This window comes from Polaromonas sp., from assembly GCF_039930745.1.
In the GTDB taxonomy this organism is placed as follows: domain Bacteria; phylum Pseudomonadota; class Gammaproteobacteria; order Burkholderiales; family Burkholderiaceae_C; genus Polaromonas.
This window is the reverse complement of the sequence record NZ_JBDTTH010000002.1, coordinates 40113-65104: the sequence shown is the minus strand read 5'-3', so window position 1 is coordinate 65104 and position 24992 is coordinate 40113. Positions and strand designations below refer to the sequence as shown.

Annotated in this window: 23 protein-coding genes and 1 riboswitch; of the genes, 7 read left to right on the top strand and 16 right to left on the bottom strand. The window is 62.5% G+C overall.

Features of this window, described 5'->3' with window-relative positions:
* The first annotated feature begins 12 nt into the window (after positions 1-12).
* Positions 13-1137 carry a 1,2-phenylacetyl-CoA epoxidase subunit PaaE gene (gene paaE, locus ABI660_RS01410; RefSeq protein ID WP_348064194.1) on the top strand — a complete coding sequence of 375 codons (1125 nt, stop codon included), beginning with the start codon at positions 13-15 and terminating at the stop codon, positions 1135-1137.
* 256 nt (positions 1138-1393) lie between these two features.
* Here the strand turns inward: paaE and ABI660_RS01405 are convergent, their stop codons facing one another.
* The 4 genes from ABI660_RS01405 to ABI660_RS01390 form a co-directional block, all read right to left on the bottom strand.
* Positions 1394-1726 (bottom strand): hypothetical protein, encoded by a 333-nt coding sequence (locus ABI660_RS01405; RefSeq protein WP_348064192.1) that lies wholly within the window; start codon positions 1724-1726, stop codon positions 1394-1396.
* A gap of 304 nt (positions 1727-2030) precedes the next feature.
* Positions 2031-3062, bottom strand: a complete 1032-nt coding sequence (locus ABI660_RS01400; protein ID WP_348064190.1) for a cytochrome d ubiquinol oxidase subunit II — start codon at positions 3060-3062, stop codon at positions 2031-2033.
* Positions 3055-4596: a cytochrome ubiquinol oxidase subunit I gene (locus tag ABI660_RS01395; protein WP_348064188.1), complete on the bottom strand. Its 1542-nt coding sequence runs from the start codon at positions 4594-4596 to the stop codon at positions 3055-3057. Before ABI660_RS01395 ends, ABI660_RS01400 begins: the two co-directional genes overlap by 8 nt.
* A 2-nt stretch (positions 4597-4598) precedes the next feature.
* On the bottom strand, positions 4599-5210 hold the full coding sequence (locus ABI660_RS01390) for a GbsR/MarR family transcriptional regulator (protein ID WP_348064186.1): 612 nt from the start codon (positions 5208-5210) through the stop codon (positions 4599-4601).
* A 313-nt stretch (positions 5211-5523) separates the two neighbouring features.
* Between ABI660_RS01390 and ABI660_RS01385 the strand changes: the two genes are divergently transcribed.
* Positions 5524-5802 carry a hypothetical protein gene (locus ABI660_RS01385; protein ID WP_348064184.1) on the top strand — a complete coding sequence of 93 codons (279 nt, stop codon included), beginning with the start codon at positions 5524-5526 and terminating at the stop codon, positions 5800-5802.
* 6 nt (positions 5803-5808) lie between these two features.
* Here ABI660_RS01385 and ABI660_RS01380 read toward each other — a convergent pair whose 3' ends face one another.
* Both ABI660_RS01380 and ABI660_RS01375 read right to left on the bottom strand, forming a co-directional pair.
* A complete protein-coding gene (locus tag ABI660_RS01380) occupies positions 5809-6264 on the bottom strand; it encodes a BON domain-containing protein (RefSeq protein WP_348064333.1) in 456 nt (151 codons plus the stop codon).
* A 112-nt stretch (positions 6265-6376) separates the two neighbouring features.
* Positions 6377-6877: an SRPBCC family protein gene (locus ABI660_RS01375; protein ID WP_348064182.1), complete on the bottom strand. Its 501-nt coding sequence runs from the start codon at positions 6875-6877 to the stop codon at positions 6377-6379.
* A 207-nt stretch (positions 6878-7084) separates the two neighbouring features.
* Here ABI660_RS01375 and ABI660_RS01370 point away from each other — a divergent pair, with 207 nt between their 5' ends.
* Complete coding sequence (locus ABI660_RS01370) at positions 7085-7555, top strand: cupin domain-containing protein (RefSeq protein ID WP_348064180.1); 471 nt, start codon at positions 7085-7087, stop codon at positions 7553-7555.
* A gap of 172 nt (positions 7556-7727) precedes the next feature.
* On the opposite strand, the gene ABI660_RS01365 is transcribed toward ABI660_RS01370, so the two are convergent.
* The 4 genes from ABI660_RS01365 to ahcY form a co-directional block, all read right to left on the bottom strand.
* Positions 7728-8312, bottom strand: a complete 585-nt coding sequence (locus ABI660_RS01365) for a septal ring lytic transglycosylase RlpA family protein (protein WP_348064178.1) — start codon at positions 8310-8312, stop codon at positions 7728-7730.
* 60 nt (positions 8313-8372) lie between these two features.
* On the bottom strand, positions 8373-9200 hold the full coding sequence (metF, locus tag ABI660_RS01360; protein ID WP_348064177.1) for a methylenetetrahydrofolate reductase [NAD(P)H]: 828 nt from the start codon (positions 9198-9200) through the stop codon (positions 8373-8375).
* An 8-nt stretch (positions 9201-9208) separates the two neighbouring features.
* The gene (locus ABI660_RS01355) at positions 9209-10213 is read right to left on the bottom strand and encodes a TlyA family RNA methyltransferase (RefSeq protein ID WP_348064175.1); all 1005 of its coding nucleotides are present in this window, start codon (positions 10211-10213) and stop codon (positions 9209-9211) included.
* A 143-nt stretch (positions 10214-10356) separates the two neighbouring features.
* Positions 10357-11790, bottom strand: coding sequence for an adenosylhomocysteinase (gene ahcY / locus ABI660_RS01350; protein WP_348064174.1), 1434 nt, complete (start codon positions 11788-11790; stop codon positions 10357-10359).
* A 101-nt stretch (positions 11791-11891) separates the two neighbouring features.
* Positions 11892-11966, bottom strand: a riboswitch (S-adenosyl-L-homocysteine riboswitch).
* Positions 11967-12205: 239 nt separating this feature from the next.
* On the opposite strand from ahcY, the gene ABI660_RS01345 reads away from it, so the two are divergent.
* The 3 genes from ABI660_RS01345 to ABI660_RS01335 all read left to right on the top strand — a co-directional run bounded on the left by ABI660_RS01345 (position 12206) and on the right by ABI660_RS01335 (position 13862).
* On the top strand, positions 12206-13030 hold the full coding sequence (locus tag ABI660_RS01345) for an HAD-IIB family hydrolase (protein ID WP_348064172.1): 825 nt from the start codon (positions 12206-12208) through the stop codon (positions 13028-13030).
* A 113-nt stretch (positions 13031-13143) separates the two neighbouring features.
* Positions 13144-13458 carry an AbrB/MazE/SpoVT family DNA-binding domain-containing protein gene (locus tag ABI660_RS01340; protein ID WP_348064171.1) on the top strand — a complete coding sequence of 105 codons (315 nt, stop codon included), beginning with the start codon at positions 13144-13146 and terminating at the stop codon, positions 13456-13458.
* Entirely contained in the window at positions 13455-13862 is a 408-nt protein-coding gene (locus ABI660_RS01335) for a type II toxin-antitoxin system VapC family toxin (protein WP_348064170.1), read from the top strand. Before ABI660_RS01340 ends, ABI660_RS01335 begins: the two co-directional genes overlap by 4 nt.
* A 169-nt stretch (positions 13863-14031) precedes the next feature.
* On the opposite strand, the gene uvrA is transcribed toward ABI660_RS01335, so the two are convergent.
* On the bottom strand, positions 14032-19917 hold the full coding sequence (uvrA, locus tag ABI660_RS01330; protein WP_348064168.1) for an excinuclease ABC subunit UvrA: 5886 nt from the start codon (positions 19915-19917) through the stop codon (positions 14032-14034).
* Positions 19918-20094: 177 nt separating this feature from the next.
* On the opposite strand from uvrA, the gene ABI660_RS01325 reads away from it, so the two are divergent.
* Complete coding sequence (locus ABI660_RS01325; RefSeq protein ID WP_348064167.1) at positions 20095-21207, top strand: ABC transporter substrate-binding protein; 1113 nt, start codon at positions 20095-20097, stop codon at positions 21205-21207.
* Here ABI660_RS01325 and ABI660_RS01320 read toward each other — a convergent pair.
* From ABI660_RS01320 to ABI660_RS01300, 5 genes are read right to left on the bottom strand one after another with little or no spacing between them, the layout of a single operon-like run.
* Positions 21204-21842: a 2-hydroxychromene-2-carboxylate isomerase gene (locus ABI660_RS01320; protein ID WP_348064331.1), complete on the bottom strand. Its 639-nt coding sequence runs from the start codon at positions 21840-21842 to the stop codon at positions 21204-21206. The two genes, ABI660_RS01325 and ABI660_RS01320, sit on opposite strands and share 4 nt — an antisense overlap.
* Positions 21843-21886: 44 nt before the next feature.
* On the bottom strand, positions 21887-22648 hold the full coding sequence (locus tag ABI660_RS01315) for a YbaK/EbsC family protein (protein ID WP_348064166.1): 762 nt from the start codon (positions 22646-22648) through the stop codon (positions 21887-21889).
* Positions 22648-23556, bottom strand: a complete 909-nt coding sequence (locus tag ABI660_RS01310) for a hydroxymethylglutaryl-CoA lyase (RefSeq protein ID WP_348064164.1) — start codon at positions 23554-23556, stop codon at positions 22648-22650. The genes ABI660_RS01315 and ABI660_RS01310 overlap by 1 nt, the downstream gene beginning before the upstream one ends.
* 24 nt (positions 23557-23580) lie before the next feature.
* Entirely contained in the window at positions 23581-24042 is a 462-nt protein-coding gene (locus tag ABI660_RS01305) for a DUF3592 domain-containing protein (RefSeq protein WP_348064163.1), read from the bottom strand.
* Positions 24043-24066: 24 nt separating this feature from the next.
* Positions 24067-24987 (bottom strand): glyoxylate/hydroxypyruvate reductase A, encoded by a 921-nt coding sequence (locus ABI660_RS01300; protein ID WP_348064161.1) that lies wholly within the window; start codon positions 24985-24987, stop codon positions 24067-24069.
* Positions 24988-24992 lie beyond the last annotated feature (5 nt).

Sequence of the window (24992 nt, the reverse complement as noted above, 5' to 3'; positions counted from 1 at the left end):
GAGACTCACCCCATGTCCGTTCCCCACTTCCACCCGCTGGTCATCACACGCGTCTCGCCCGAAGCGGCCGGTGCCGTGGCCGTCAGTTTTGCCATTCCACCCGATTTGCGCGAAATGTACGGCTTCACGCCGGGGCAGTTCCTCACGCTTAGGGCGACGATAGATGGCGAGGCGGTGCGCCGCAGTTATTCGATCTGCAGCAGCACGCAGCGACTGGCCGCCGAACAGAGTATCGAGGTCGGCATCAAGCCGGTCGAAGGCGGTGTTTTTTCCAATTGGGCCACCCAGCTGCAGGCCGGCGACACGCTGGAGGTGATGCCGCCGGAAGGCCGCTTCACGCCACGCCTGAGCGGCGCCGTGCACCGCGTCGGCTGGGCCGCCGGCTCGGGCATCACACCGCTGCTGTCCATCATTGCCAGCACGCTGGCGGGCGAGCCGGAAGCCACCTTCACGCTGGTGTACTGCAACCAGCGCACCGGCAGCATCTTGTTCAACGAAGCGCTGCAGGACCTGAAAGACCGCTACCCGGCGCGGCTGACATTGATTCACCTGCTTTCGCGCCAGTCGCAGGAAGTCGCGCTATTCAATGGCCGGCTCGACCGCGCCAAGGTCAGCGAACTGCTGGCAACCCTGATCCCTCCAGCCAGCATCGATGAAACCTTTGTCTGCGGCCCCGAGGCCATGATCGAAGCCTGCGAGCAGGCCCTGCTGGCGGCCGGCGTGCCGCGGGAGCGCATCCACGCCGAGCGTTTCACCAGCGCAGCGCAACCCACCATCGCTATGAAATCAGGAGCTACCAGGGCAGAAGGGACGGGGGCTGTAGGCCAAAAGGACTTAAAAAATGGCGGCGACACCGGTGCCATCCGCCTGTCGGTGCAGCTTGACGGCAAGGCGCACGAATTGCGCATGCATGCGCACGAACGTGTGCTCGACGTGGCGCTGGCCGCCGGGCTGGACCTGCCCTACAGCTGCAAGGGCGGCGTCTGCTGCACCTGCCGCGCGAAGGTGCTCGAAGGACAAGTGGCCATGGAAAAGAACTTCACGCTGGAAAGCTGGGAAGTGGACAAAGGCTTTGTACTGAGCTGCCAGGCCCGGCCGCTGAGCGAGCACGTGCGCATCAGTTATGACGACCGCTGACTGGCCCCCACGGTTGCTCGCTTCGCGTAGCGCTCTGCCCCCCCGAGGGGGCCGCTGCGCCTGCGGACTGGCAGAGCCAGATCCGCGTCCCCTGCTTGAATTGAAAGCCCCCACGCTCCCTCACTGCGTGTGGGTCGCTGCCCCCCGAGAGGGCCGCTGCGCCTGCGGGCCGGCGGAGCCGGACCCGCGGCCCCTGCTTGGAAAGAGAGGAGTTCCGACAGTCGCGTGCATTTGAGCGCGACGGCAGAGGGTGCTGTCAGTGGGTTCTTGAATTCCAGACGTGGAGTTCAAAAAAGGCACCGGTTTCGCCAATTTTCAGCTGGCGGAACACTGAGCGGGTGGCCGCTTCAGCGGCTTGTTCCCAGCGGCTGATGGCCTGCAGTTCTTCGGGGGCGCTGGCTTGGGAGGGGTTTTCGGCGATCAGGGAACGCGCGGCCAGCCATTCGCAATAGGCGCCCCGCACGGCCGAGCCACCACCGAAGGTGTGCTCCAGCACCTCCACGAATTTTTCTTCCGCTGCCTGCTTTTGTGCGTCTGACAAACCGGCAGCGGACATAAGTGATGCGTTGTACTTGGCCTGTGCTCTCATGGCGGGTGATGCTGCAGTCGTGCGGTAAATCTGCTGATCATACAATCCCTCCCCTCGTGCCGCATCGGGGGTATTCGAGTACTAGTGGCCTGTAACGTTGAAATAGGAGGCGAGGACCGCGTGAGACGGGGTGCGATGCAAGGCGCAAAGCACAGCGATGCCTCAGGCGTCGCGCGCATTTGCAACGCCGCAGCGTGCCCTGTATCGCGCGGGCAGCGACTTCTGGTTTCAGCGTTACAGCGTTAGAGGCCACTAGGCCTGTCATCCTATGAATCACCCCCGCGATTTATGTGATGACAGGGCTCTAATATTTCAGCGTCGTGCTCTTGCCCCAGAACACCCGGTAGGCAAACACCGTGTAGCCAACAATCATGGGCAGCACCACCAGTGCGCCCGCGAGAATCACGCCCATGGAGCCGGGCGAGGTCGTGCCTTGCCAGAGATGGATGCGGTCAATCACCAGCCAGGGGAACAGGCTGTAGGCCAGCCCGTAAAAAGCGAGCAGGAAAACACCCACGGTGGCACCGAAAGGCACCCAGGCCCCGTACTCGTTGCCCTGCGCCAGCCGCACCGGCAGGCGGCGCAGGCTGCGGCCGATGACCAGCAGCAGGATCAGGGTCGTCAACGGTATCGGCAGCAGCAGCACGATGTAGGGAAAGGCAAACCATTTGTCGAAGATGGACTGGCTGACCAGCGGCGTGGCCAGCGAAATGGCTGCAATGCCCGCCGCGGTAAACCACAGACTGGCGCGCGCCCATTTGACGGCCTGCAGTTGCAGCGCGCCCTCGGTCTTGATGATGAGCCAGCCCGCGCCAAGCAGGCAATAGGCCGCCACCAGCGCCAGCCCGATGGCGGCGCTGAAGAGCATGGACCAGATGTCGCCGGCAAAGCCGGTGACCAGCGCGCCCAGCATGTAGCCCTGGCTCCAGCTCGCCAGCAGCGAGCCGGCAAAAAAAGCACGGTTCCAGGCTGGCTTGTACTGCGCCCGCGCCTTGACACGAAAGTCGAAGGCCACGCCGCGCAGCGTCAGGCCGACCAGCATCAGCGCCACCGGCAGGTAAAGCGCCCCCAGGATCTCGCCATGCGCCAGTGGAAATACCGTCAGCAGGATGCCTATGCCCAACACCAGCCAGGTTTCATTGGCATCCCAGAAGGGCCCGATGCTGGCGATCATGGTGTCCTTGTCGTCTTCGCTGGCGCGCCGCATGAGCACGCCCACCCCAAGGTCATAACCATCCAGGATGACGTAGGCCAGCATGGCCAGCCCCATCACACCCATAAAGACAATCGGCATCCAGCCGGCAGGCTGGCTCAGGTCGGGAATGAAGTCATACATTCGGGCGGCCCTCCTTTTCCGGGTAGTTGACGGGGTTGAGCTGCTGCTCCAGCGGCTGTGCTGCTTCAATCGGCGCGTCCGCATGCGGGGTCGGGGCCTTGCGCGCCAGGTAGAACAGCACCGACACATAGGCGGTGATCAGCACGGCATAAAGCAGCAGGTAAAGCGTGAGCGTCAGGCCGATCTGCGCCGCCGGCACTCTGGAAGCGGCATCGGCAGCGGTGAGAACCCCCGACACCAGCCAGGGCTGGCGCCCGATTTCCGTCACGTACCAGCCAGCCACCAGCGCCACCCAGCCGGAAAATGTCATACCCACCAGAAGGCGTGCGTGCCACGGTTTGAGCTCGCGCGCAGCGGCCGCGGTCTCCAGCGAATCGTCGAGCGCCGGGCCCCTTTCTTCACCAGCCGGGGCCGCGGAACCGGCTTCGCCGGGCCGCAGGCGCAGCGCCCCCCCGGGGGGCAGAGAACCACGCGCAGCGGGGAACGTGGGGGCCCAAGGTTTGAGCTGCCAGACGCTGAGCCAGCTCACCAGCAGCATCAACACGCCCACGCCCACCATGATGCGAAAAGCCCAGAACACCGGTGCCACCGGCGGATGCTTGCCTTCGAAATCATTGAGCCCTTTGACCTCGCCGTTCCAGTCGTGTGTGAGGTAGAACGACGCAAACTTTGGAACGGAAATCTCGAAATCGTTGCTGCGGCTTCTTGCATTGGGCAGCGCAAACAAAACGGCAGGCGCACCCTTCTGCGTTTCCCAGATGCCTTCCATCGCGGCGATTTTGGCCGGCTGGTGCTCCAGTGTGTTCAGCCCGTGCAGATCGCCGGCGATGATCTGCAGCGGAATCAGGAAGGCCGCGAGGTACACCCCGGTGCGCAGTGCGGCCTGCACATCGGCGCCGCGGTCCTGCTTCAGCCAGCGGTAGGCCGACAGCCCCGCCACCAGGAAAGACACCGTCAGGCCCGACGCCAGCAGCATGTGGGTGAGGCGGTAAGGGAATGACGGGTTGAAGATCACTTCGAGCCAGCTCGTCACATGGGCCTTGCCCTCAATCATTTCAAAACCGGCCGGCGTCTGCATCCAGGAGTTCAGCGCCAGAATCCACACCGCCGAGAGCGTGGTGCCGGCGGCGACCAGGAAGGTGGCTAGCGTGTGCACGCGCTCGCTGACCCGCTCGCGCCCGAAGAGCATCACACCGAGCATGGTGGCTTCGAGGAAAAACGCGGTGAGTACTTCATAGGCCAGCAGCGGCCCGGCGATGTTGCCCACCGTGTTCATGTAGCCCGGCCAGTTGGTGCCGAACTGGAAACTCATGGTGATGCCGCTGACCACGCCCAGCGCAAAGGTCAGCGCGAAGATCTTCACCCAGAACTGGTAGGCGTCCATCCAGTGCTGCTCTTTGGTCTTGACAAAACGCAGCTTGAAAAACAGCAGCACCCAGCCCAGCGCGATGCTGATAGTCGGGAACAGGATGTGAAAGGTGATGTTGGCCGCAAACTGAATGCGCGCCAGCAGGAATGCGTCAAATCCATCCATCGTCAGCTCCGGTTGTCGTCAGGCTGTTCAGCCACTGTGTTGCTTGCCGCTCGCCCTGTCAAACCCGCCTTGACCGAGCCGGTCACCTTGTCTTTTATTTCCAGCAGCTTCTGCACCTTGGCGCCCATCTTCATCAACTTGATCAGCGTGGCCGAGTCCATCTTCTGCACATCGGCCAACCAGCCGGTCATGAGCTCGATCAGGTCATGCATCTGCTTCATGCGCGCCTGGGCGTGGATGTCGTCCTGGTTGGCGGGCTGCTCCATCAACGCATCGCGCAGCATGGACAAGGTGGGGTCAATCTCGCGCTTGCGCCGCTCCTCCGCCAGCGTGCGGAAGATCGCCCAAACATCTTCGGGCGCCTGGAAATACTCGCGCCTGTCATTGGGCAGGTGCTGCAGCCGCACCAGGTTCCAGGACTGCAGCTCTTTCAGGCCCATGCTGACATTCGAGCGCGAAAACGCCAGCGCCTCGCCAATGTCGTCTGCATTGAGGGCGCGCGGCGACACGTACAGCAGCGCGTAAATCTGCCCCACTGTGCGGTTGATGCCCCAGCGGCTACCCATTTCCCCGAAGTGCAGGACAAAGCGCTGGGTCAGGGGGGCTAGGTTCATGGCGGTCGTTTATTGAATTTTCAGGAATTACTGAAATTCTAGTAAGTTAAAGACTTTTCTGCTGGCGGCCGGGTTATGACCTGCCTGGCTGCCATGAGGTGGGGCGCGCAAAGGCAGAATTTTTTGAATCAAATATAGTCCCAACCCTTTATTGGCGGGCACAAGCAGCTATGCTAAAGATAGCAATCAGGATGCACGCTATTTTGCCGCCGGACAAGCGCGACGCCCTTTCCGGCAGGCACAATCTCCTGCGACATCCCCGGGAGCGCGTCTTTTCCTTGATTAATCCTCAGGCGTATGGAGGCGCCGCACCATGAAAAAACAGATCGAACGCTTTTCTCCGCACCAGAACGCCAAGGTTTTTGCGGTACTCATGGCCGTGAGCTCCCTGGTCTTTGTGGTTCCCTTCATGTTGATTGCTGCTCCCTTCGCGCCCCGGGGCGCAGGCATGTCGGCGCTAGCCGTCCTGGCGTTTCCCGTCATATACTTGGTGATTGGTTATCTGTCTGTGGCTATCGGGTGCTGGGTTTACAACCTGCTGTACCCCTATATCGGGGGCATCGAGTTCCAGGCACGGGACACTGACGACTGAGGCCGTTCACCTGGCCGGCTTGGGCGCCGCCGGCGCAACGCTGTACTTCGGCTTGGCCGTGGTGCCCACGCTCAGGTAGTTGACCACGCCCATGACGTCATCGACCAGCATGACGGCCTGCTCCATGGCCCTGGCCTGCTCCTGTGTCTGCACGCAGCCCATCAGCGTCACCAGCCGCCGCTCGCCGAGCACCCAGACGCTGGTGTTGTTGAAGCGCCCATCCTGCTGCAGGTAGCTGACCATGCGGGGAATGATCTCCCGGTCGTAGAGATAGGAGTTGGGCAGACGGCAGCGGCCCGAGCGAAAGCAGCTGCCGCCGTGCTGGGCGCGCACATGCGCCTCGGCGCGCACCTGTTGCTGCGTGAACATCGGACCTTCGGGCACGGGGCAGCCGGGCATGGCGGCCGTCACCTGCAGAAAGGGATCGTTGAAATGGTTTCCGCGCTCCTGTTGCGCATTCATTTTCTCCTGCGCCAGCGCGGCAAACGGCAGCGCTACCAACCCGACGAACAACAGACCCCGGCCGCGAAGTTTCATGTTTTCCTCCTGTGACAGGTCACGATAGCGGGTATTTTCAGGGCAAGGGCTTGGGCGCGCCCAACAACTCGCACAGTTGTTCCGTGGCTTTGCCCCAGCCTTCGTGGAAACCCATCTTTTCGTGTGCTTCGCGGTCGGCCACCGTCCAGTGCAACACCCGTGCGGTGTAGCGTGTCTTGCCGCCTTCGTTTTCAAAGGTCAGCACCCCTGTCATGAACGGTTTTTCCGATGGCTTCCAGGCTTCGGTGAAAGCGTCGGTGAACACCAGGCGTTCATTGGGAACCACCTCGAGGTAGACCCCGCGGTTGGGGAACTCGACTCCGTCGGGGCCACGCATCACGACCAGACTGGAACCGCCCGGCCGCACATCGGTTTCAGCGCGCACCGTTTCCCACGGCTTGGGGGTGAACCACTGCACCATCAGGGCCGGGTCAGTCCAGGCCTGGAATACTTTTTCGCGCGGCGCGTCTATCAGGCGGGTCAGAACGAGCTCGCGGTCGGAGCTGGGGGCGGCAGATTTTGGGCTGGAGGCAGACATGGGGTTCCTTTCAATGGGGGGTAAACGAGCGCCTTTTCAAGCATCTCACCTGTACGACGTGCGGCGCCGGGCAAACTCGACAGAAAACCGGCCAACCACGGGTAAATACTTAAACGGGCAGCGCGGCCAGATGCGCGCTGTTGGCAAACCAGGCGCCGGCCGCGCATACTGGCGCGCCAACTCCCCACAACCTCAAGGATGAGACATATGCGCTACACCAAGACTGCCTTCAGCTTTGCCATTGCCATTGCATTTGTGGCCGGAATCGCGGTGTCGCCGCTCGCGCACCACGCGCTGTCCGACGCGCATGCGCAGGCGGCGCCACTGGCGCCCATGATGATCGATCTCATGGCACTCAAGCATGGCGATATTCCGGCCACACCCAATCCTGAAATGAATGCACGGGGGCTGGTCAGTACCGACAACGCCACCATCGGCATCCAGTCCGGCAACGTGGCCAAACACACCCATCCCAAAACCGACGAGATCCAGTACATCATCGAAGGAAGCGGCGCGATGTGGCTGGGCGGCGAACGCAAGGAATTCAAAGCCGGCACGCTGATCGTCATTCCCAAAGGCACAGCGCATGGCGGCACGCTGGTGACCAGTGGCCCGGTCAAAGCCATCGCCATCAAGATTCCGCCGCAGGCCCGGGACGACGTGGTTTTTCTCAACTGAGCAAAGCGCCGACAGCTGATCACTATCTATTTGGTAGCTACTCGCGCCCGTGGAATAAGGGCTGAAGGCTGATTTCATGCATGGATCGGCGCCGCGCCATGTCGTGTGCGCTTCACCATGTCTGTGATGCAGATCCGGTTCAGGCCTGCATGCCTTGTTTGACCTCGCGTCTTCAGCGCGGACTGCGCGCGCGCCTTTTGACGCGCGCAGGCTTTCCCGCAGGCGGTGGTTCAGCCACCGGCGGCGTTGACGCCGGCACCAGCAGCAACACGTCCTTCACGCCCAGCCCCAGCATGCCCAGCGCCTCGGCCGCCGCGCGGCTCAGGTCGATCACCCGGTCGCGGCTGAAGGGTCCGCGGTCAGTGATGCGCACATCCACCTCCTTGCCGTTGACCAGGCTGCGCACCCGCACCAGTGTCCCGAAAGGCAGCGTCTTGTGCGCCGCTGTCAGCTCGTGCATGTTGTAGCGCTCTCCGCTGGCGGTGCGGCGTCCGTTGAAACGGGGGCCGTACCAGGAAGCTTTTCCCTGTTCGAACTCCGTGAGCGCCTCATTGGCCGGCAGCAGTGGCGCGGCGACGGGAGAAGATTCGGCGGGGACACCTGCCTCAGCGGGCGGCATGGCAGCCGGTCGGGAGGAAGCACCGGGCGCGGGTGTTGAAGGCGCGGTGTCGGACGCGGGTGGGGTTGTGCAGCCCGACGACAGCACCAGCAGGCTTGCAAAGATCCAGAGCCTGACAGCGCCGGCAGACAAAATCAATCCCTCATCCAGCCGAATGAAGGCGGGGGATAGCCCAGCGCAGGCGGATCAGCTCCATAGTCACCATCCCAGCCGCTTGCAGATTTCCACCGTCGCCTGAGCCTGATTCATGGTGTAGAAATGAATGCCGGGCACGCCTGCGCTGCGCAGCTGCTCGCACAGGTCGGTCACCACATCCAGGCCGAAACTCTTGATGGAAGCGATGTCGTCGCCAAAGCCCTGCAGTCGCAGGCGGATCCAGCGCGGGATTTCCGCACCACAGGCATCGGAAAAACGCATCAGCTGCGTGGAGCTGATGATGGGCATGATGCCGGGCACCACAGGCACATCCAGGCCCATCTTTTTCGCGTCATCGACAAAGCGGAAGTAGGCGTCTGCGTTGAAGAAATACTGGGTGATGGCCGAGTTGGCGCCGGCCTTGACCTTGGCGGCAAACGCCTGCAGGTCGGCATCGGCTGATTTGGCCTGCGGGTGAATCTCGGGGTAGGCCGCCACCTCGATGTGAAAGGCGTCACCGGTGAACTCGCGGATGAAAGCCACCAGGTCGCTCGCGTAATGAAACTCGCCCCCGATGCCGTAGCCGCTGGGCAGATCACCGCGCAGGGCCACCAGGCGCTTCACGCCCATGGCCTGCAGCGCAGCCAGCTGCTGGCGCACCGTGGCCTTGGTCGCACCGACGCAGGAGAAGTGACAGGCCGCATCAACGCCCTCTTTCAGGATGTCACCAACGGTGCCGAAGGTGCCGTCCTGCGTGGAGCCACCCGCCCCAAAAGTGACAGAGCAGAACTCGGGCTTGTAGGCGTACAGCGCCTTGCGCGCCAGGCGCAGTTTGTCGGTACCTTCGGGTGTCTTGGGCGGAAAAAATTCAAAACTGATGGGAAGATCCATTGTCAATCTCACTCGTTGTCGGTTTTCTTGTCGCGGCGTTTGCCGCGCGCCGGGCCGTGCTGGCCCGCGTGTGCCTCTTCAGAGTCCTCATGCGCCTCATGCATAGCGCGCAGTTCGCTGCGCGGTGTGCGTTTGGCGGCCTTGCGCGGAGGCGCCGCCGGCAAGGGCTGGTCTTCGCCGGCGTTGCTCTGGCCCTTGAGCGCGTGAATGAAAAACTCGCGGTTGCCGTCGCCGCCTTCAATCGGCGACGCCAGCCAGGCTTTCACGTCCAGCCCGAGGGCAGCACAGGCGTCACGCAAACGCTTTTCCACAAATTCGAAATGCACGGCATCACGCACAATGCCGCCCTTGCCGATCTGGCCGGGCTGCAGTTCAAACTGGGGCTTGACCAGCATCAGCAAATCACCGCCGGACTTGAGCAGGCGCACCACCGCCGGCAGCACCAGCGTGAGAGAGATGAAAGACAAGTCGCCGGTCAGGAAGTCGAAGTTGGCCTCAACGGGCTCAACATCTTCATCGTCGAAGTTTTCATCATCAAATTCACCCTCAGCCCCCGCCGCATGGGCAGGACCAGCTACCAAATCCATAGCAGTCATGGAGCGCGCATTGAGACCTTCAATACACACCACACGAGCGTCCTCGCGCAGGCTGGGGTGCAGCTGGCCGTGGCCCACGTCCACACCCACCACCTGCACGGCGCCCTGCTGCAGCAGGCAATCGGTAAAACCGCCGGTGGATTGCCCGATGTCAAGGCAGCGCAGACCAGCCACTTGCAGGCCGGTGCTTTTAAGGGCGCCTTCGAGCTTGAGCCCGCCGCGCGAGATGTATTTGGCCTCGGTGGTGTCGGGAATCTCCAGCTCGGCGCCTTCCGGAATCTCGTCGCCATTCTTGGCGACCTTCTTCCAGGGGGCGCTTTCTTCGGCGCGCCACTGCACGCCCGAAGCGATCAGGCGCTGCGCCTGGGAACGGGTGGCGGCAAAGCCGTTGTCGACGAGGAAGAGGTCAGCGCGCATGGATCTCCAACAGGTGGTTCGGCGCGTAGCGAGCGACCGTCAGGCTAGGCGCGGGCGTCGGGCAACCGGAGTGCACTTCAGGTGCATGAGGATTGCCCGATCGGGACCCGCAACGACGCATCACGGCCGCGCAGTAGCGCAGCTCAATAGCGGTAGGTGTTTGCCTTGTACGGGCCAGCCTTGCTCACACCAATGTACGCAGCCTGCTCATCGCTCAGCTCGCTCAGCATCGCGCCAACCTTCTTCAGGTGCAGGCGCGCGACTTTTTCGTCCAGGTGTTTCGGCAACACATAAACCTTGCCCACTTCGTAGTCGGCCTGCTTGGTGAACAGCTCGATCTGCGCAATGGTCTGGTTGGCAAAGCTGGAAGACATCACGAAGCTCGGATGGCCCGTGCCGCAGCCGAGGTTGACCAGGCGGCCCTTGGCCAGCAGGATGATGCGTTTGCCGTCCGGGAAGATCACGTGGTCGACTTGCGGCTTGATCTCTTCCCAGGTGCATTTTTCCAGCGAGGCAACGTCGATTTCATTGTCGAAGTGGCCGATGTTGCAGACGATGGCCTGGTTTTTCATCTTGGCCATGTGGTCATAGGTGATGACGTTCTTGTTGCCGGTGGCAGACACAAAAATGTCGGCCTTGTCGGCAGCGTATTCCATGGTCACGACCTTGTAGCCTTCCATCGCAGCCTGCAGGGCGTTGATGGGATCGATCTCGGTCACCCAGACTTGTGCGCTCAGTGCGCGCAGCGCTTGTGCCGAGCCCTTGCCCACGTCGCCGTAACCGGCCACGCAAGCCACCTTGCCGGCGACCATCACGTCGGTCGCGCGCTTGATCGCATCGACCAGCGACTCGCGGCAGCCATAAAGGTTGTCGAACTTGGACTTGGTGACGGAATCGTTCACGTTGATGGCGCGCAGGGCCAGCGTGCCCTTGGCCGACATCTCGTTCAAACGCAGCACGCCGGTGGTGGTTTCTTCGGTCACGCCGATGATGTTTTTCAGGCGGCGGCTGTACCAGGTCGGATCAATCGCGAGCTTGGCCTTGATCGAGTTGAACAGGCAGATTTCTTCTTCGCTGCCGGGCTTGGAGATCAGGCTGGCGTCTTTTTCGGCCTTGGTGCCCAGGTGCATCAGCAAGGTTGCATCCCCGCCGTCGTCCAGGATCATGTTCGGGCCTTCTTCGGGTGTGCCCTTGGCGCCGGTGAATTCAAAAATGCGGTGGGTGTAGTCCCAGTAGTCGGCCAGGGTCTCACCCTTGATGGCGAACACCGGCGTGCCGGCGGCGGCGATTGCAGCGGCGGCGTGGTCCTGCGTGGAGAAGATGTTGCACGAAGCCCATCGCACGTCAGCGCCCAGGGCCTGCAGCGTCTCGATCAACACGCCGGTCTGGATCGTCATGTGCAGCGAGCCGGTGATGCGCGCGCCCTTCAGCGGCTGGGCCTTGGCGAACTCTTCGCGAATAGCCATCAGGCCGGGCATTTCGGTCTGGGCAATGTTCAGTTCCTTGCGGCCCCAGGCAGCAAGGGAAATGTCGGCGATCACGTGGTCAGGGGTAGCGGGTTTCAATACGGCGTTCATTTGGGCACTCCAAAATCAGGGGGTCAACTGGGCAAAATAGCCACGGCCACAAGGCATCAATGGGACGGGGAGTTTGTTGTCTCACCCGGCTTGAAAGCACATGCGGGTGAGCGTGGTTGCAAATGAGAGTCCTGAGCCTAGACCACATGCCGTGGGTTGCAACGCTCCTCAGGAAGGCCGAATTATACCAACCCGTGAGCAATTCACCAGCACGGGCCGCAGAACTGGCTTCGGCAGGCCGCTGGCGCAGCGCCTCCTGGGTGGCAGGGCACCACGCGCAGTGCGCGACGGTTGGGGCTTTTCTCTTTTCAAGCAGGGGCCGCGGAACCGGCTTCGCCGGGCCGCAGGCGCAGCGGCCCCCTCGGGGGGCAGAGAGCTACGCGAAGCGAGCGAACGTGGGGGCACATAATTCACGATGCAAGAATTGAGCACTTGGCCCGCCTCTGAGCGCCGCGCCATCACCGGCGTCTTCACCGACATTGACGACACCCTGACCACCGAGGGCGCGATCACGCCCGATGCGCTGCAGGCGCTGGCTGCGCTGAAAGCCGCCGGCCTGCACGTGATTCCCATCACCGGCCGGCCGGTCGGCTGGAGCGAACCTTTTGCGCAAAGCTGGCCCGTTGATGCCATCGTTGCTGAAAATGGTGCGGTGGCGCTGATTTCAAGCCAAATCGGGCTCCAGCCCTTGACTGGCGGGCACATACAGCTATCAAAAAGATATCAGCAGGACGAGCCAACACGGCTGACCAACTACGCACGCATGCAGCAGGTGGCAAGCCGCGTGGTGCGTGAGGTGCCCGGCGCTGTGCTGTCCGAAGACAGCCCTGGCCGTGAAACCGACATCGCCATCGACCACAGCGAATTTGTGCACCTTCCGCCCGAGGACATCACCCGCGCGGTGCAGATCATGCAAAGCGAAGGCATGAACGCGACGGTGAGTTCCATCCACATCAACGGCTGGTTCGGTGCGCACAACAAGCTGGAAGGCGCGCGCTGGATCGTCCGCGAATTGTTCGGCCGCGACCTGGACACCGAAATGGACCGCTGGGTTTATGTCGGCGACTCGACCAACGACCAGCTGATGTTCGAGGCCTTCCCGCATTCGGTGGGCGTGGCCAACATACGCCGCTTTGAGGCCGAACTGAGCCACAAGCCGCGCTACATCACCAACGGAGAGCGCGGCGCGGGTTTTGCCGAAGTGGCGGCAGCCCTGCTGAAAACGCATCGAACTGAGTGATCGCGGGTGTCCATCTGGTGGGGCTATCACGGTAAAACAAAGACAGCCCGATAGGATGGCCCTCCGATTCATGATAAAGTATCTACGATTTTGTATATACTTTTGGAGTCATCATGCTCACCACCGCCAAAGTCTTTACCACCGGCAACAGCCAGGCTGTGCGGTTGCCCAAGGCGTTTCGGGTGACCACCAGTGAAATGTGGATCACCAAAAATGATGTCACCGGCGAGATCACACTCAAGCCCAAAGAAAACGAAGAACAGCGCAAGCACAACCTTGAAAAGCTGTTCAAGATGATTGCAGACGACCCTTTACCGGATGATTTTTTGTCTGACGCCACCCGCCACAACGAACCTGCACGCAACCCGTTTGCCGAATGGCCTGAAGCCGCTCAGCCCGGCAAGGCCGAAGACGGGGCTGAAAAGTGATCCGTTATTTAGCGGACACCAACATCCTCGGTTACTTTGCACGGCACAGTCCCGGGTCGCTGCAACGACGAATGCTGGCAGCCATGCTCAAACAGGAAGTGGCCATTTCCGTCATTACCCGTGCGGAAACACGTTACGGTCTGGCGCTGCTCAATAACAATGACAAGCGCCGCGCCGCAGTGGGCTTGTTATTGCAAGAGTATCCCGCGCTACCCTGGACTTCCGCTGCCGCCGACCAGTACGGCGACATTGCTGCCCACCTGCAACAAAGCGGACAAGTCATTGGCGCAATGGACACATTGATCGCCGCCCACGCCCTGGCCGAAGGCCTGACGCTGGTCACTCACAACACCCGCCACTTTGAGCGCATCCCTGGCTTGAAACTGGAAGACTGGATGGTCTAAACCACTCGGTTAGCGTCCGGTCCCGCAAATAAAGGCGATGGGACATCGCCTCACTTACGACACAGGATATTAGTAAAATTGGCCATCAGCCCTTATGGGGCGGTGGCAAGCAGCTATCGATTGGATAGCAAAATGCAGGCTTGCGCCTATGCCCCGCCGACAGGGCTGTTCAAACTCTTTCCAGCACGCCCTGCAAAGCCTTGCCGGTTGCCGTGCCCAGCTTCACCACCGCTTCCGGCGGCGCAGACGCCACCACTTGACCGCCAGCGTTGCCGCCGTCCGGCCCAAGGTCAATCACCCAGTCCGCCTCGGCAACCACGTCGAGGTCGTGTTCGATCACCACCACGCTGTGTCCACCATTGACCAGCCGGTGCAGCACGTGGATGAGTTTTTCCACGTCGGCCATGTGCAGGCCCACCGTGGGCTCGTCCAGCACATAAAGCGTGTGCGGCGCCTTCTGCCCGCGCCGCGTGATGTCGTCGCGCACCTTGGACAGCTCAGTCACCAGCTTGATGCGTTGCGCCTCGCCGCCCGACAGCGTCGGTGAGGGCTGGCCCAAAGTCAGGTACCCCAGGCCCACGTCTTTCAGCAACTGCAGCGGGTGCGCAATGGCAGGCATGGAAGCAAAAAACTCGACCGCTTCGTCCACTTCCATGGTCAACACATCGCCGATGTTTTTGCCGCGCCAGGTCACGGCCTGGGTCTCGGGGTTGAAACGTGCGCCATGGCAGGTTTCGCAGAGCACCTTCACATCCGGCAAAAAGCTCATGCCTATGGTGCGCACACCCGCGCCCTCGCAGGTCGGGCAGCGGCCCTCGCCGGTGTTGAAGCTGAAACGCCCCGCGCTGTACCCGCGCGCCTTGGCTTCCAGTGTGTCGGCAAACAGCTTGCGCACGGTGTCCCAGAAGCCAATGTAGGTGGCCGGGCAGGAGCGTGGCGTCTTGCCGATGGGCGTCTGGTCCACTTCCAGCACGCGGTCCACCACCTCGTAACCCTCGATCCGCTCGCAGCCGGTCCAGGCCGGGTGTTTGCCGGCATCGTCAGCATCACGCCCGGCCCTGGTGGAGCGTTGCGCCACGCCGGCCTGCACATTGGCCAGCAGCACGTCGCGCGCCAGTGTCGATTTGCCCGAGCCGGACACACCCGTGACCGCGACCAGCCGGTACAGGGGCACGGTGACGGACACCTTCTTGAGGTTGTGCAGATCGGCGCCCACCACGTTCAGCCAGGAGGTGAAAGGCCCGGCTGCTGCCGGTACCGCGTTGTGCAGCGCACTGGCGCTCGCGGCGGCCGCTTTCAGGGCCTGTGCCTTCAACGCGGCCGTCTTCTGCTTGCTCACAGGCCTGGCGCCGGCCACAACGGGCAACACCAGCACGGCAGCTACCGGAGCAGCGCCTGTGCGTGTCTCGCGGCGAAGCTGCAGCGGATGGATCAGCGGATTCGCCAGGTAACGCCCGGTCAGTGAATCGGGCAAGGTGGCCAGGTGCGCCGCCGTGCCCTGCCCGACCAGCCGTCCGCCGCGTTTGCCGGCACCGGGGCCGATGTCGATGATGTTGTCGGCACGGCGAATCGTGTCTTCGTCGTGCTCCACCACCACCAGCGTGTTGCCACGTTCGCTGAGTTTGCCCAACGCACGCAGCAGGATCTGGTTGTCGCGCGGGTGCAGGCCGATGGTCGGCTCGTCGAGCACATAACAGACGCCCTGCAGGTTGGAGCCCAGCTGCGCAGCCAGCCGGATACGCTGCGCCTCGCCCCCCGACAGCGTGGGTGCGCCGCGGTCCAGTGTCAGGTAGCCCAGGCCGACATCCTCAAGGAACTCGAGCCGGCTTTTGATTTCGGGAATCAGGTCGCGCGCAATGCCGGCTTCACGCCCCGACAGCGACAGCTTTTCGACCCAGGCGCGCACATCGGTCACCGACAGCGCGGCAATGTCGGCAATGCCAATGCCGGCGAACTTCACCGCGCGCGCCTGCGCATTCAGGCGCGTGCCGTGGCAGCTTGGACAGGCGGCGTCCACCACGTCTTCAGCGTCCGGCTCGGCAAAGCTCTGTTCGCGGCCCTTGTTGTTGTCGTCTCGCACGGAGTCGTCAAACACCTTGCGCTGTTCCTTGGTGAGCTTGACGCCGGTGCCGACGCAGTCCGGGCACCAGCCGTGTTTGCTGTTGTAGCTGAACAGGCGCGGGTCAAGCTCGGGGTAAGACGTGGCGCACACCGGGCAGGCACGCTGTGTAGACGAGGCCTGCAGCCTGCCTATCTGCTTCGTGGACACACCGGCCATCATCGCGCCGCGCAGGCCATCCAACGGCGCCAGCACATGTACCACGCCCTTGCCGTGCTGCAGCGCGGTGGCCAGTGCCTGGCGCAAGGCGGCCTCGTTGTCGGGTGTCACGTGGATGTCGGCAATCGGCAGCTCGACCGTGTGTTCCTTGAAGCGGTCAATGCGCGGGAAACCGGTGGTCGGCAAAAACTCGCCGTCGATGCGTAAGTGCGTATAGCCGCGCGGCCGCGCCCAGTCCGCCAGCTCGGTGTAGACACCCTTGCGGTTGATCACCAGCGGCGCCAGCAGGCCGATATGCTGGCCGCGGTAAGCCTTCAGTAGTTGCGCGGCAATGCTTTCCGGGCTTTGCGGCATGACCGCCGCGCCGTCTTTGGTGCAGTGCTGGATGCCCAGCTTGACGTAGAGCAGGCGCAAAAAGTGCCAGACCTCCGTCGTCGTGCCAACGGTGGACTTGCGCCCGCCGCGTGACAGCCGCTGCTCAATCGCCACCGTCGGCGGGATGCCGTACACCGCATCAACCTCAGGCCGCCCCGCTGGCTGCACGATGCTGCGCGCATAAGCGTTGAGCGACTCCAGATAGCGCCGCTGGCCCTCGTTGAACAGAATGTCGAAGGCCAGCGTCGATTTGCCGGAGCCCGAGACACCGGTCACCACATTGAACTGGCCGCGCGGAATGTTGACCGACAGGCTCTTGAGGTTGTGCTCCTTGGCGTTGACGATCTGGATCAGGTTGGAAAAGGCCGGTTTCGTGGTCCAGGCCTTGGCACGGGCTTCTTCCACACCATGCACCTTGCCCATGGCCTGCTCGTATTCGCGCAGCGCCAGCGCGGTGTGCGAGGTCGGATGTTCGCGCACGGCTTCGGGCGTTCCCTGGGCCACCAGCAGGCCGCCGGCTTCGCCACCTTCGGGGCCGAGGTCGATCAGCCAGTCGGCCGAGCGGATCACGTCAAGGTTGTGCTCGATGATGATCAGTGAATGGCCAATGTCCAGCAGTTTGCGCAGCGCCCGCATGAGCTTGGCGATGTCGTCGAAGTGCAGGCCGGTGGTTGGCTCATCGAACAGGAACAGCGTGCCGCGGTTGATGTTTTTGATGGCCAGCGGCTGGCGGCTGTTGCTCGCCGTTTTCGATGCACCGGCCAGAAAGCCGGCGAGCTTGAGGCGTTGCGCCTCGCCACCCGACAGGGTCGGCACCGGCTGCCCCAGCTTGACGTATTCCAGGCCGACATCGACGATGGGTTGCAGTGCGCGAATGACTTCGCGGTCCTGTGCGAACAACTGGCTGGCCTCGCTGACCGTCAGATCCAGCACGTCGGACACATTCATCAGGCGCGGATGCACGTCGCCGATGGCCTTGCGCTCGATGGTGACTTCCAGGATCTCGGGACGGTAACGCTTGCCATCACAGTCGGGGCAACGCAAATAGACGTCGCTGAGAAACTGCATCTCCACATGCTCGAAGCCCGAGCCGCCACAGGTCGGGCAACGCCCGTCGCCATTGTTGAAGCTGAACTTGGACGCGGTGTAACTGCGCTGGCGAGCCAGCGGCGCCTGCGCGAACAGCTCACGCACCGCATCCCAGGCGCCGACATAGCTGGCCGGGTTGGAACGTGCGGTCTTGCCAATCGGCGACTGGTCCACGAACACCACGTCAGTCAAATAGTCTGCGCCCATCAGCCGGTCGTGCAGGCCGGGCGTTTCGGTGGCTTTGCCGAACTGGCGCAACAGCGCTGGCGCCAGGATGTCCTGCATCAGCGTCGATTTTCCGGAGCCGCTGACACCTGTGACACACACCAGGCGCTGCAGCGGAAATTCGACCGTCAGGTTTTTCAGGTTGTGGTCACGCGCGCCCTCCAGGATGAGGCGAGGCGTGCTGTCGGTTACTGGGCGCTTGAAACCCATGCCCACCTGCTTGCGCGAGCCAAGGTAGGCACCGGTCAGCGTGTCGGCGTGTTTGAGGTCTTCCGGCGTGCCGTCAAAAACAATCTGGCCGCCCTTTTCACCCGGGCCGGGACCCATGTCGATCATGCGGTCGGCCGCCAGCATCACGGCGGGGTCGTGCTCGACCACCACCAGCGTGTTGCCCGCGTCACGCAAGCGGTGCATGGCCTGGGTAATGCGGTTCATGTCGCGCGGATGCAGGCCGATGGATGGCTCGTCAAGCACAAACAGCGTGTTGACCAGCGAGGTGCCCAGTGCCGTGGTGAGGTTGATGCGCTGCACCTCGCCGCCCGACAGCGTGCGGCTTTGCCGGTCCAGCGTCAGGTAGCCGATGCCGACGTCACATAAATATTTGAGCCGGGTATGGATTTCCTCGAACAGCGACTTGAGCGCCTTGAACTCGGCATCGGGTGCGCTGCCGTCCTGCAATGCAGCCGGTGCCAAGCCGTTGAAAAACTCGCGCAGGCGGTCAATCGGCAACTGCATCAGGTCATGCAGGCTCAGGCCTGGCAGGGCTTCAAGCTGGGCGCGAGTCCAGTCCACGCCGACTGGCATGAAGCGTTTCTCCGGCGGTAGTGCAGCGTCGGCTGCGCTCTTGGAGCCCAGGCGCCAGAGCAGCGCATCGAGCTTCAGGCGCGCGCCGCCACAGGTTTCGCATGGCGTGTAGCTGCGGTACTTGGACAGCAGCACACGGATATGCATCTTGTAGGCTTTGGTTTCCAGGTAAGCAAAAAAGCGCTTGATGCCATACCACTGTTTCTTCCACTGGCCGTTCTTGTAGCCCGGCGTGCCGTGGATCACCCAGTGCTGCTGATCCGGCGTGAGTTTGTACCAGGGTGTATCGCGCGGAACGCCTGCGGCTTCTGCGTGGCGCATCAGGTCGTCCTGGTTTTCAGCCCAGGCCGGCGTTTGCAAGGTCTTGATCGCGCCTGAGCGCAAGGTCAGCTTGTCGTTGGGGATTACCAGGCCGTAGTCGACCCCGATGACACGGCCAAAACCACGGCAGGTTTCGCAAGCGCCCATGGCCGAGTTGAAGGAAAACAGCGACGGCGTGGGCTCGGCGTAACGCAGGTCGCTGTCGGGGCAATGCAGGCCTGTGGAGAAGCGCCACATTTCGTCCACGGCGCCCTCTTCTGCGGATTGGGCATAAACATTGAGGCGACCGCCGCGCTTGAGCGCCAGCTCAATGGCTTCGATCACGCGGGCCTTTTCCGCAGTCTGGAGACGAAAGCGGTCCGCCACCACGTCAAGCAGCTTGTGTGGTCCTGCCGGCGTTGCCACATCACGCTCGGCATGCACCCGCGTGAAACCGCTGGCTGAGAGCCACTGCGTCACCTCATCGGTGCTGGTGTTGCCGGGCAGCTCTACCGGGAAGGTCATGACCACTCTCGGATCGGTAGAAGCCGTGCGCGCCATCAGTTCGGCATAAATCGATTCCGGCGTGTCATGTCGCACCGCTTGGGCTGTTTTTTTGTCGAACAGCTGCGCGGCGCGTGCGTACAAAAGTTTTAGATGGTCATTGAGTTCCGTCATCGTGCCCACCGTCGAACGGGAACTACGCACCGGATTGGTCTGGTCAATCGCAATCGCCGGGGGAACGCCCTCCACCTTGTCCACCGCCGGTTTGTCCATGCGGTCCAGGAACTGCCGGGCATACGCTGAGAAAGTCTCCACGTAACGGCGCTGGCCTTCGGCAAACAGGGTGTCAAAGACCAGCGACGATTTGCCCGAGCCGCTGGGGCCGGTGACTACCGTCATCTCGCCCGTGCGGATATCCAGGTCAATGTTTTTGAGGTTGTGCTGACGCGCGCCGCGAATGCGGATGATTCCCTGAGACATGGGTGGGTTTGCTTTCGTGTAGGTCAAACATTCTAGGCAAGCGGCAAAGCAGGCGGAGATGTGGGGTTAAAGCTGCTTTGACCGCGGATTTGCAGCGCAATGATGGCGTTTCATCTCCTCGTTTTTCCGCTTTTATGGTCAACTAGCTGATGTCTACCGAACAGCCAAGGACTGAAGATGAAAAAACTGAGTTTATGGTGCGCCGCCATTGCCATGGTCGCGCTCAGCCATGCCAGCCAGGCACAACTCCTGATCGGGCAAACCGCCGGCTTTACCGGCCCCGTGGGTGCCGGCGTGAAAGAAACGACGGATGGCGCCAAGCTTTACATCGACACCATCAATGCCAAGGGCGGCGTCAATGGGCAGAAAATTGAACTGATCTCGCTCGACGACAAGTTCGACCCCAAGCTGGCAGCTGAAAACGCCCGCAAGCTGATTGAAGAGCAGAACGTGCTGGCCTTGTTCCTCACGCGCGGAACGCCTCACACGGAAGCCATCATTCCGCACCTGGACAAACACGGGGTTTCCCTGGTGGGCCCGTCTACCGGCGCCATGGTCTTACACCTGCCGGTCAAAAAGCATGTTTTCAACGTGCGCGCAACCTACCAGCGTGAGGCTGAAAAGGCCGTCTCGCACCTGAGCTCCATGGGCATCACGCGCATCGCGATTGTTTATGCCGACGACAGCTTCGGCGCCGACGGCGTGGCAGGCGCGCAAAAAGGCCTGGCCGGGGCCAAGCTCCAGCCTTCCGTTCTGGAGAAGTTCAACCGCAGCAAGCCTGACTTCGGACCTATCGCCCCCAAGATTACCCAGACCAACACACAAGCCGTCATCATGGTGGCCTCCGGGCAGGCGGTGGTTGATGGCACCAAGGCGTTCCGGGCCGCCGGTTCCGCTGCACAAATCGTCACACTGTCCAACAACGCGTCTGGCGGTTTCATCAAAAGCCTGGGCGACAATGCCCGCGGCGTGATCGTGACCCAGGTCTTTCCTTACGAACGCTCCATTGCCTTTGCCATGGTCAAGGAAGCCCAGGAAATGTCCAAGGCCAAAGGCGCCGGCGACATCAGCCCGGCCATGCTCGAAGGATTCGCTGCCGCCAAGGTTTTGGTCGAAGGACTGCGCCGTGCCGGCCCCAAACCCACCCGCGAAAAAATCCAGGCTGCACTGGAAGGCATACGCAAATTCGATCTGGGTGGGCTCGAGGTGAGCTACTCGCCTGAAGACCACACCGGACTGGATTTCGCCGACCTGTCCATCATCGGCACAGACGGCAAGTTCATGCGCTAAGTCCGGCGCTGAATGCCCGGCAACTGCGCGGCGGCGTCCCAGGCGGGGCCGTCAAACCAGGCGTCGCCCAGCAGGAAAGACCGCAGCATGGGCAACGCGTCCTGGCCCCAGAACACCTTGCTGTCCACCGCCAATGCAGGCACACCAAACACGCCCTGCGCGATGGCTTCGTCGCTGTTCGCCTTCAGCTGTGTCTTGACGTCCGCGCCGTTCGGGTCGCGCTGCGGCGCCAGTTGCGCCGAGAGCGCGGCCACACGCTGCGGGTCGGCGGCTTCAGCGCCACCCTGCCAGACATGGCGAAACAGCGCCTCGCAGACATAACGGTTGGGTGAGCCGTGCGCGGGGCAGGCCACAGCCAGGCGCAGCAGGGCCAGCGGATTGAAGGGATGGCTTGCTGGCAGTTGCAATGCAACGCCTTGCTGGTGCGCCAGCCACGCTACCTGCCGGTACGTCCATTCGCGCTTGCCGGCCATTTCTGCGGGGCCAAGCTGGCCGTAATGCCTGAGCAGGCCGGCAAACAGCAGCGGCTTGTAGGTCACGCTGTAACTGATGCCTTTCAGGGCTTCAGGCAGTTTCTCGAACGCCAGGTAGGCGTAGGGCGAGATGAAGTCCAGGTAGAAGGTGATGTGTTTCATCGGTCCGGCCAGCGCTGCGGCCTCCTGTGAATGGCTGGCGGGTGTCACGGCTGCGCCTTCAGCGCTGCGATGCGCTGCTCGATCAGGGTCCAGACCGCGCGCTTGCCGGCATCGCTGGCCTGGCTCCAGGCAGCAATTTCGTCACGTGTCCGGAAGCAGCCTTCACACCGGCCGCTGGAAGCGTCCATGCGACACACCGAGATGCAGGGTGAAGGAAGATTTTCGACCTCAGCCCTTATTTCACGGGCACGAGCAGCTACCAAAAATATAGCATTCTCCAGTGCCATCTTTTCCAGCACCGGGTCCACAGCCACGTCGGCGACGGGGGCGCCGGTCAGGGCTACCAGCTCCTGCGGGCCCAGCTTGAACACGCCATGCGGATGGCCGGCAGCCGCCCAGATCTCGTCAAAACGGAACAGACTCTGGTCGATCAGCGTCACAGGCGGGGTGGCATGCGCCAGCGGCGAGACGCCGCCAATCGAAAAACCGGTGCGGGTTTTGACGAATGCTGCATCGGCACGGCCCAGCCGCCGCCCGTCGGGGCAGACCAGAGCCTCCACCTTCCTTTCGTCCACCCGCTGGTCGCCGGCCGTGATGACCAGCACCGCCGCGTCATCCGACTTGCGGCGGAAGATGATGCTTTTGGCGATCTGGCCCAAGGCGATGCCCAGCGCATCCGCCGCTTGCTGCGCGGTACGCGCCGCGTCGTCCAGCATCACCGGCATGTGCGGATGGCCTTTCGCCTGCAATTCGGCCGCGACGCGACGCACACCTTCAGGCAGCACCTTGAGCTCACTGCCGCACATCACCCCAACCTCTTGTTGAGCAGCGCCGTGGCGGCGCGGGAATTGGGTTTGCGCTCCAGGTAGTCGCTGATGAACTTGCCCGCGTCGATCAACTTGTCAAGGTCGATGCCGGTATCTATACCCATACCTTGCAACATGTAGACCACGTCTTCGGTCGCCACATTGCCGGTGGCGCCTTTGGCATAGGGGCAGCCGCCCAGGCCTGCTGACGACGTGTCGTAGTTCCAGATGCCCATTTCGAGGCAGATCAGCGTGTTGCCCAGGGCCTGGCCATAGGTGTCGTGGAAGTGGCCCGACACCTCGTCGATGGCGTAGTGTTTCAGTGCGGCCTCCATCGCGCGCTGGACCTTCAGCGGCGTGCCCACGCCAATCGTGTCGGCCACACCGATGTGCTGCACGCCGATGTTCTTGAGCAGGCGCGCCACCATACCGACACGTTCCGGCGCGACCTCTCCTTCGTAGGGGCAGCCCACGGCGCAGGAAATGGCGCCGCGCACGCGAATGTTGTGCGCCCGGGCAGCTTCGGCCACGGGACGGAAACGCTCAATGCTTTCTTCAATGGAACAATTGATGTTGCGCTGGCTGAAAGCCTCGCTGGCTGCGGCAAACACCACGATTTCATCGGGTTTGGACAACACGGCCGCCTCGAAGCCCTTCATATTGGGCGTCAACACCGAATACCGCACACCGGGTTTGCGCGTGATGCCGGCCATGACCTCGGCGGCGTCCGCCATTTGCGGCACCCATTTCGGCGACACAAAACTGGTGACTTCAATTTCGGTAAGCCCGGCATCCTGCAGGCGATGCACCAGCTCGATCTTGACGGCGGTAGGCACCTGCGCTTTTTCGTTCTGCAGGCCGTCGCGCGGGCCAACATCGACAATTTTGACTTTGCGGGGGATGGACATGATGTTCTCCGTATTTTCCTGATCTCAGGCCGGCGCGGCGGCGCCAGCAGCGCGCGAACGCAAGCGCAACAGCAAGGCCCCTGCCGCCGCCCCCAACGCACCGAACAGCAGCAACACGCTACCGATGACCACCTGCACCACGACGGACTCGGCGATCTGCGCCTGCTCGGGCTGCCTGACCGGGTAGCGCACTTTCACCGACTCGCCCACCTTGTGCACGGCAGCCTGCTGCCGCGCCAGCGGGTCCACAAAACGCAAGGCGCGGCCATCGTGCGCGGTAAATTCAACCACACTCTTCTGCGCAACGTTGACCTTCAGGCGCACCTGCTCGTGGCCGACCACGCGCCCGGTCGCGCTGCGCGTGTCGTTCCAGAGGTCTGCGCTTGAGCCAATAAGCCAGAGCGCAGCCAGCGCTGTCAAACCACTGGGCAGCAGCAGAAACCAGCCCAACAGGCCCAGCAGTTGACGGGTTTTGGAAGATGACATGAATACTCCGAGCGACCAGCCGCCTCAATAGCCGCGCTGCAAGTCCACGATACCAGCTACTGGCTCGCCTCGTGACATGGCGGCCATCTTGCCCGCAATCTGCGCAATGCTTTCCTCGCGCAAGGTACGTGCCGAAGTGTGCGGCGTCACCGTGATTTTGGGATGCTGCCAGAAAGCATGTTCTGCCGGCAGGGGCTCGGTGCGAAACACGTCCAGTGTCGCGCCGGCCAGGTGGCCGCTGTCGATCAACGCGATCAGGTCTTCATCAACCAGATGCGCGCCCCGCGCCACGTTGATGACATAGCCGCCGGGCAACAACCGCGACAGCGTTTGCCGGTCCATGACGTTTTCCGTGCCCGACGTGAGCGGCAGCAGGCACACCAGAATCCGCGTGCCCGACAAAAAGTCCTGGAAACCGGCATCGCCCGAAAAGCACTGCACACCCGCAACTTCCCTGGAAGAACGGCTCCAGCCCCGCACCGGAAAGTCAAACTGCGCCAGCGCCTTGGCCACCCGCTCACCCAGCACGCCCAGGCCCATGACACCCACCGGAAAATCAGCGCGCAGCCGGGGTTTTCGATAAGACCACTTGCCCAGCTTCACATCGGCTTCATAGGCATCGAACTCGCGGAAGTGCCGGATCACCGCATGGCACACATACTCGGCCATCTGCACCGACATGCCGGCATCGTCCAGCCGCACCACCGCGGCCCTGGGCGGCAGGCGCAGCTTCAGCATTGCGTCCACCCCCGCTCCGATATTGAACAAGGCTTTCAGCTGCGGCTGCTCGTCCAGGAATTGCTGGGGCGGTGCCCAGACCACGGCGTAATCAGCCGGCTCGGCGCCTGGCACCCACTGTTCAACAACATCAGCCGGAAACGCGGCGCGCAGCCCGGCGAGCCAGGGTTCGGCCTTGGTATCGGTACAACAAAATGAAATTTTCATGCCCG

Coding starts and splice junctions, on each gene's coding strand:
- ABI660_RS01395 (WP_348064188.1), bottom strand. CDS start 4,596: ATGGATGGATTTGACGCATTCCTGCTGGCGCGCATTCAGTTTGCGGCC.
- ABI660_RS01325 (WP_348064167.1), top strand. CDS start 20,095: ATGAAAAAACTGAGTTTATGGTGCGCCGCCATTGCCATGGTCGCGCTC.
- ABI660_RS01355 (WP_348064175.1), bottom strand. CDS start 10,213: ATGCGCGCTGACCTCTTCCTCGTCGACAACGGCTTTGCCGCCACCCGT.
- ABI660_RS01385 (WP_348064184.1), top strand. CDS start 5,524: ATGAAAAAACAGATCGAACGCTTTTCTCCGCACCAGAACGCCAAGGTT.
- ABI660_RS01305 (WP_348064163.1), bottom strand. CDS start 24,042: ATGTCATCTTCCAAAACCCGTCAACTGCTGGGCCTGTTGGGCTGGTTT.
- uvrA (WP_348064168.1), bottom strand. CDS start 19,917: ATGTCTCAGGGAATCATCCGCATTCGCGGCGCGCGTCAGCACAACCTC.
- paaE (WP_348064194.1), top strand. CDS start 13: ATGTCCGTTCCCCACTTCCACCCGCTGGTCATCACACGCGTCTCGCCC.
- ahcY (WP_348064174.1), bottom strand. CDS start 11,790: ATGAACGCCGTATTGAAACCCGCTACCCCTGACCACGTGATCGCCGAC.
- ABI660_RS01340 (WP_348064171.1), top strand. CDS start 13,144: ATGCTCACCACCGCCAAAGTCTTTACCACCGGCAACAGCCAGGCTGTG.
- ABI660_RS01315 (WP_348064166.1), bottom strand. CDS start 22,648: ATGTGCGGCAGTGAGCTCAAGGTGCTGCCTGAAGGTGTGCGTCGCGTC.
- ABI660_RS01390 (WP_348064186.1), bottom strand. CDS start 5,210: ATGAACCTAGCCCCCCTGACCCAGCGCTTTGTCCTGCACTTCGGGGAA.
- ABI660_RS01400 (WP_348064190.1), bottom strand. CDS start 3,062: ATGTATGACTTCATTCCCGACCTGAGCCAGCCTGCCGGCTGGATGCCG.
- ABI660_RS01300 (WP_348064161.1), bottom strand. CDS start 24,987: ATGAAAATTTCATTTTGTTGTACCGATACCAAGGCCGAACCCTGGCTC.
- ABI660_RS01310 (WP_348064164.1), bottom strand. CDS start 23,556: ATGTCCATCCCCCGCAAAGTCAAAATTGTCGATGTTGGCCCGCGCGAC.
- ABI660_RS01375 (WP_348064182.1), bottom strand. CDS start 6,877: ATGTCTGCCTCCAGCCCAAAATCTGCCGCCCCCAGCTCCGACCGCGAG.
- ABI660_RS01345 (WP_348064172.1), top strand. CDS start 12,206: ATGCAAGAATTGAGCACTTGGCCCGCCTCTGAGCGCCGCGCCATCACC.
- ABI660_RS01370 (WP_348064180.1), top strand. CDS start 7,085: ATGCGCTACACCAAGACTGCCTTCAGCTTTGCCATTGCCATTGCATTT.
- ABI660_RS01405 (WP_348064192.1), bottom strand. CDS start 1,726: ATGAGAGCACAGGCCAAGTACAACGCATCACTTATGTCCGCTGCCGGT.
- ABI660_RS01380 (WP_348064333.1), bottom strand. CDS start 6,264: ATGAATGCGCAACAGGAGCGCGGAAACCATTTCAACGATCCCTTTCTG.
- metF (WP_348064177.1), bottom strand. CDS start 9,200: ATGGATCTTCCCATCAGTTTTGAATTTTTTCCGCCCAAGACACCCGAA.
- ABI660_RS01320 (WP_348064331.1), bottom strand. CDS start 21,842: ATGAAACACATCACCTTCTACCTGGACTTCATCTCGCCCTACGCCTAC.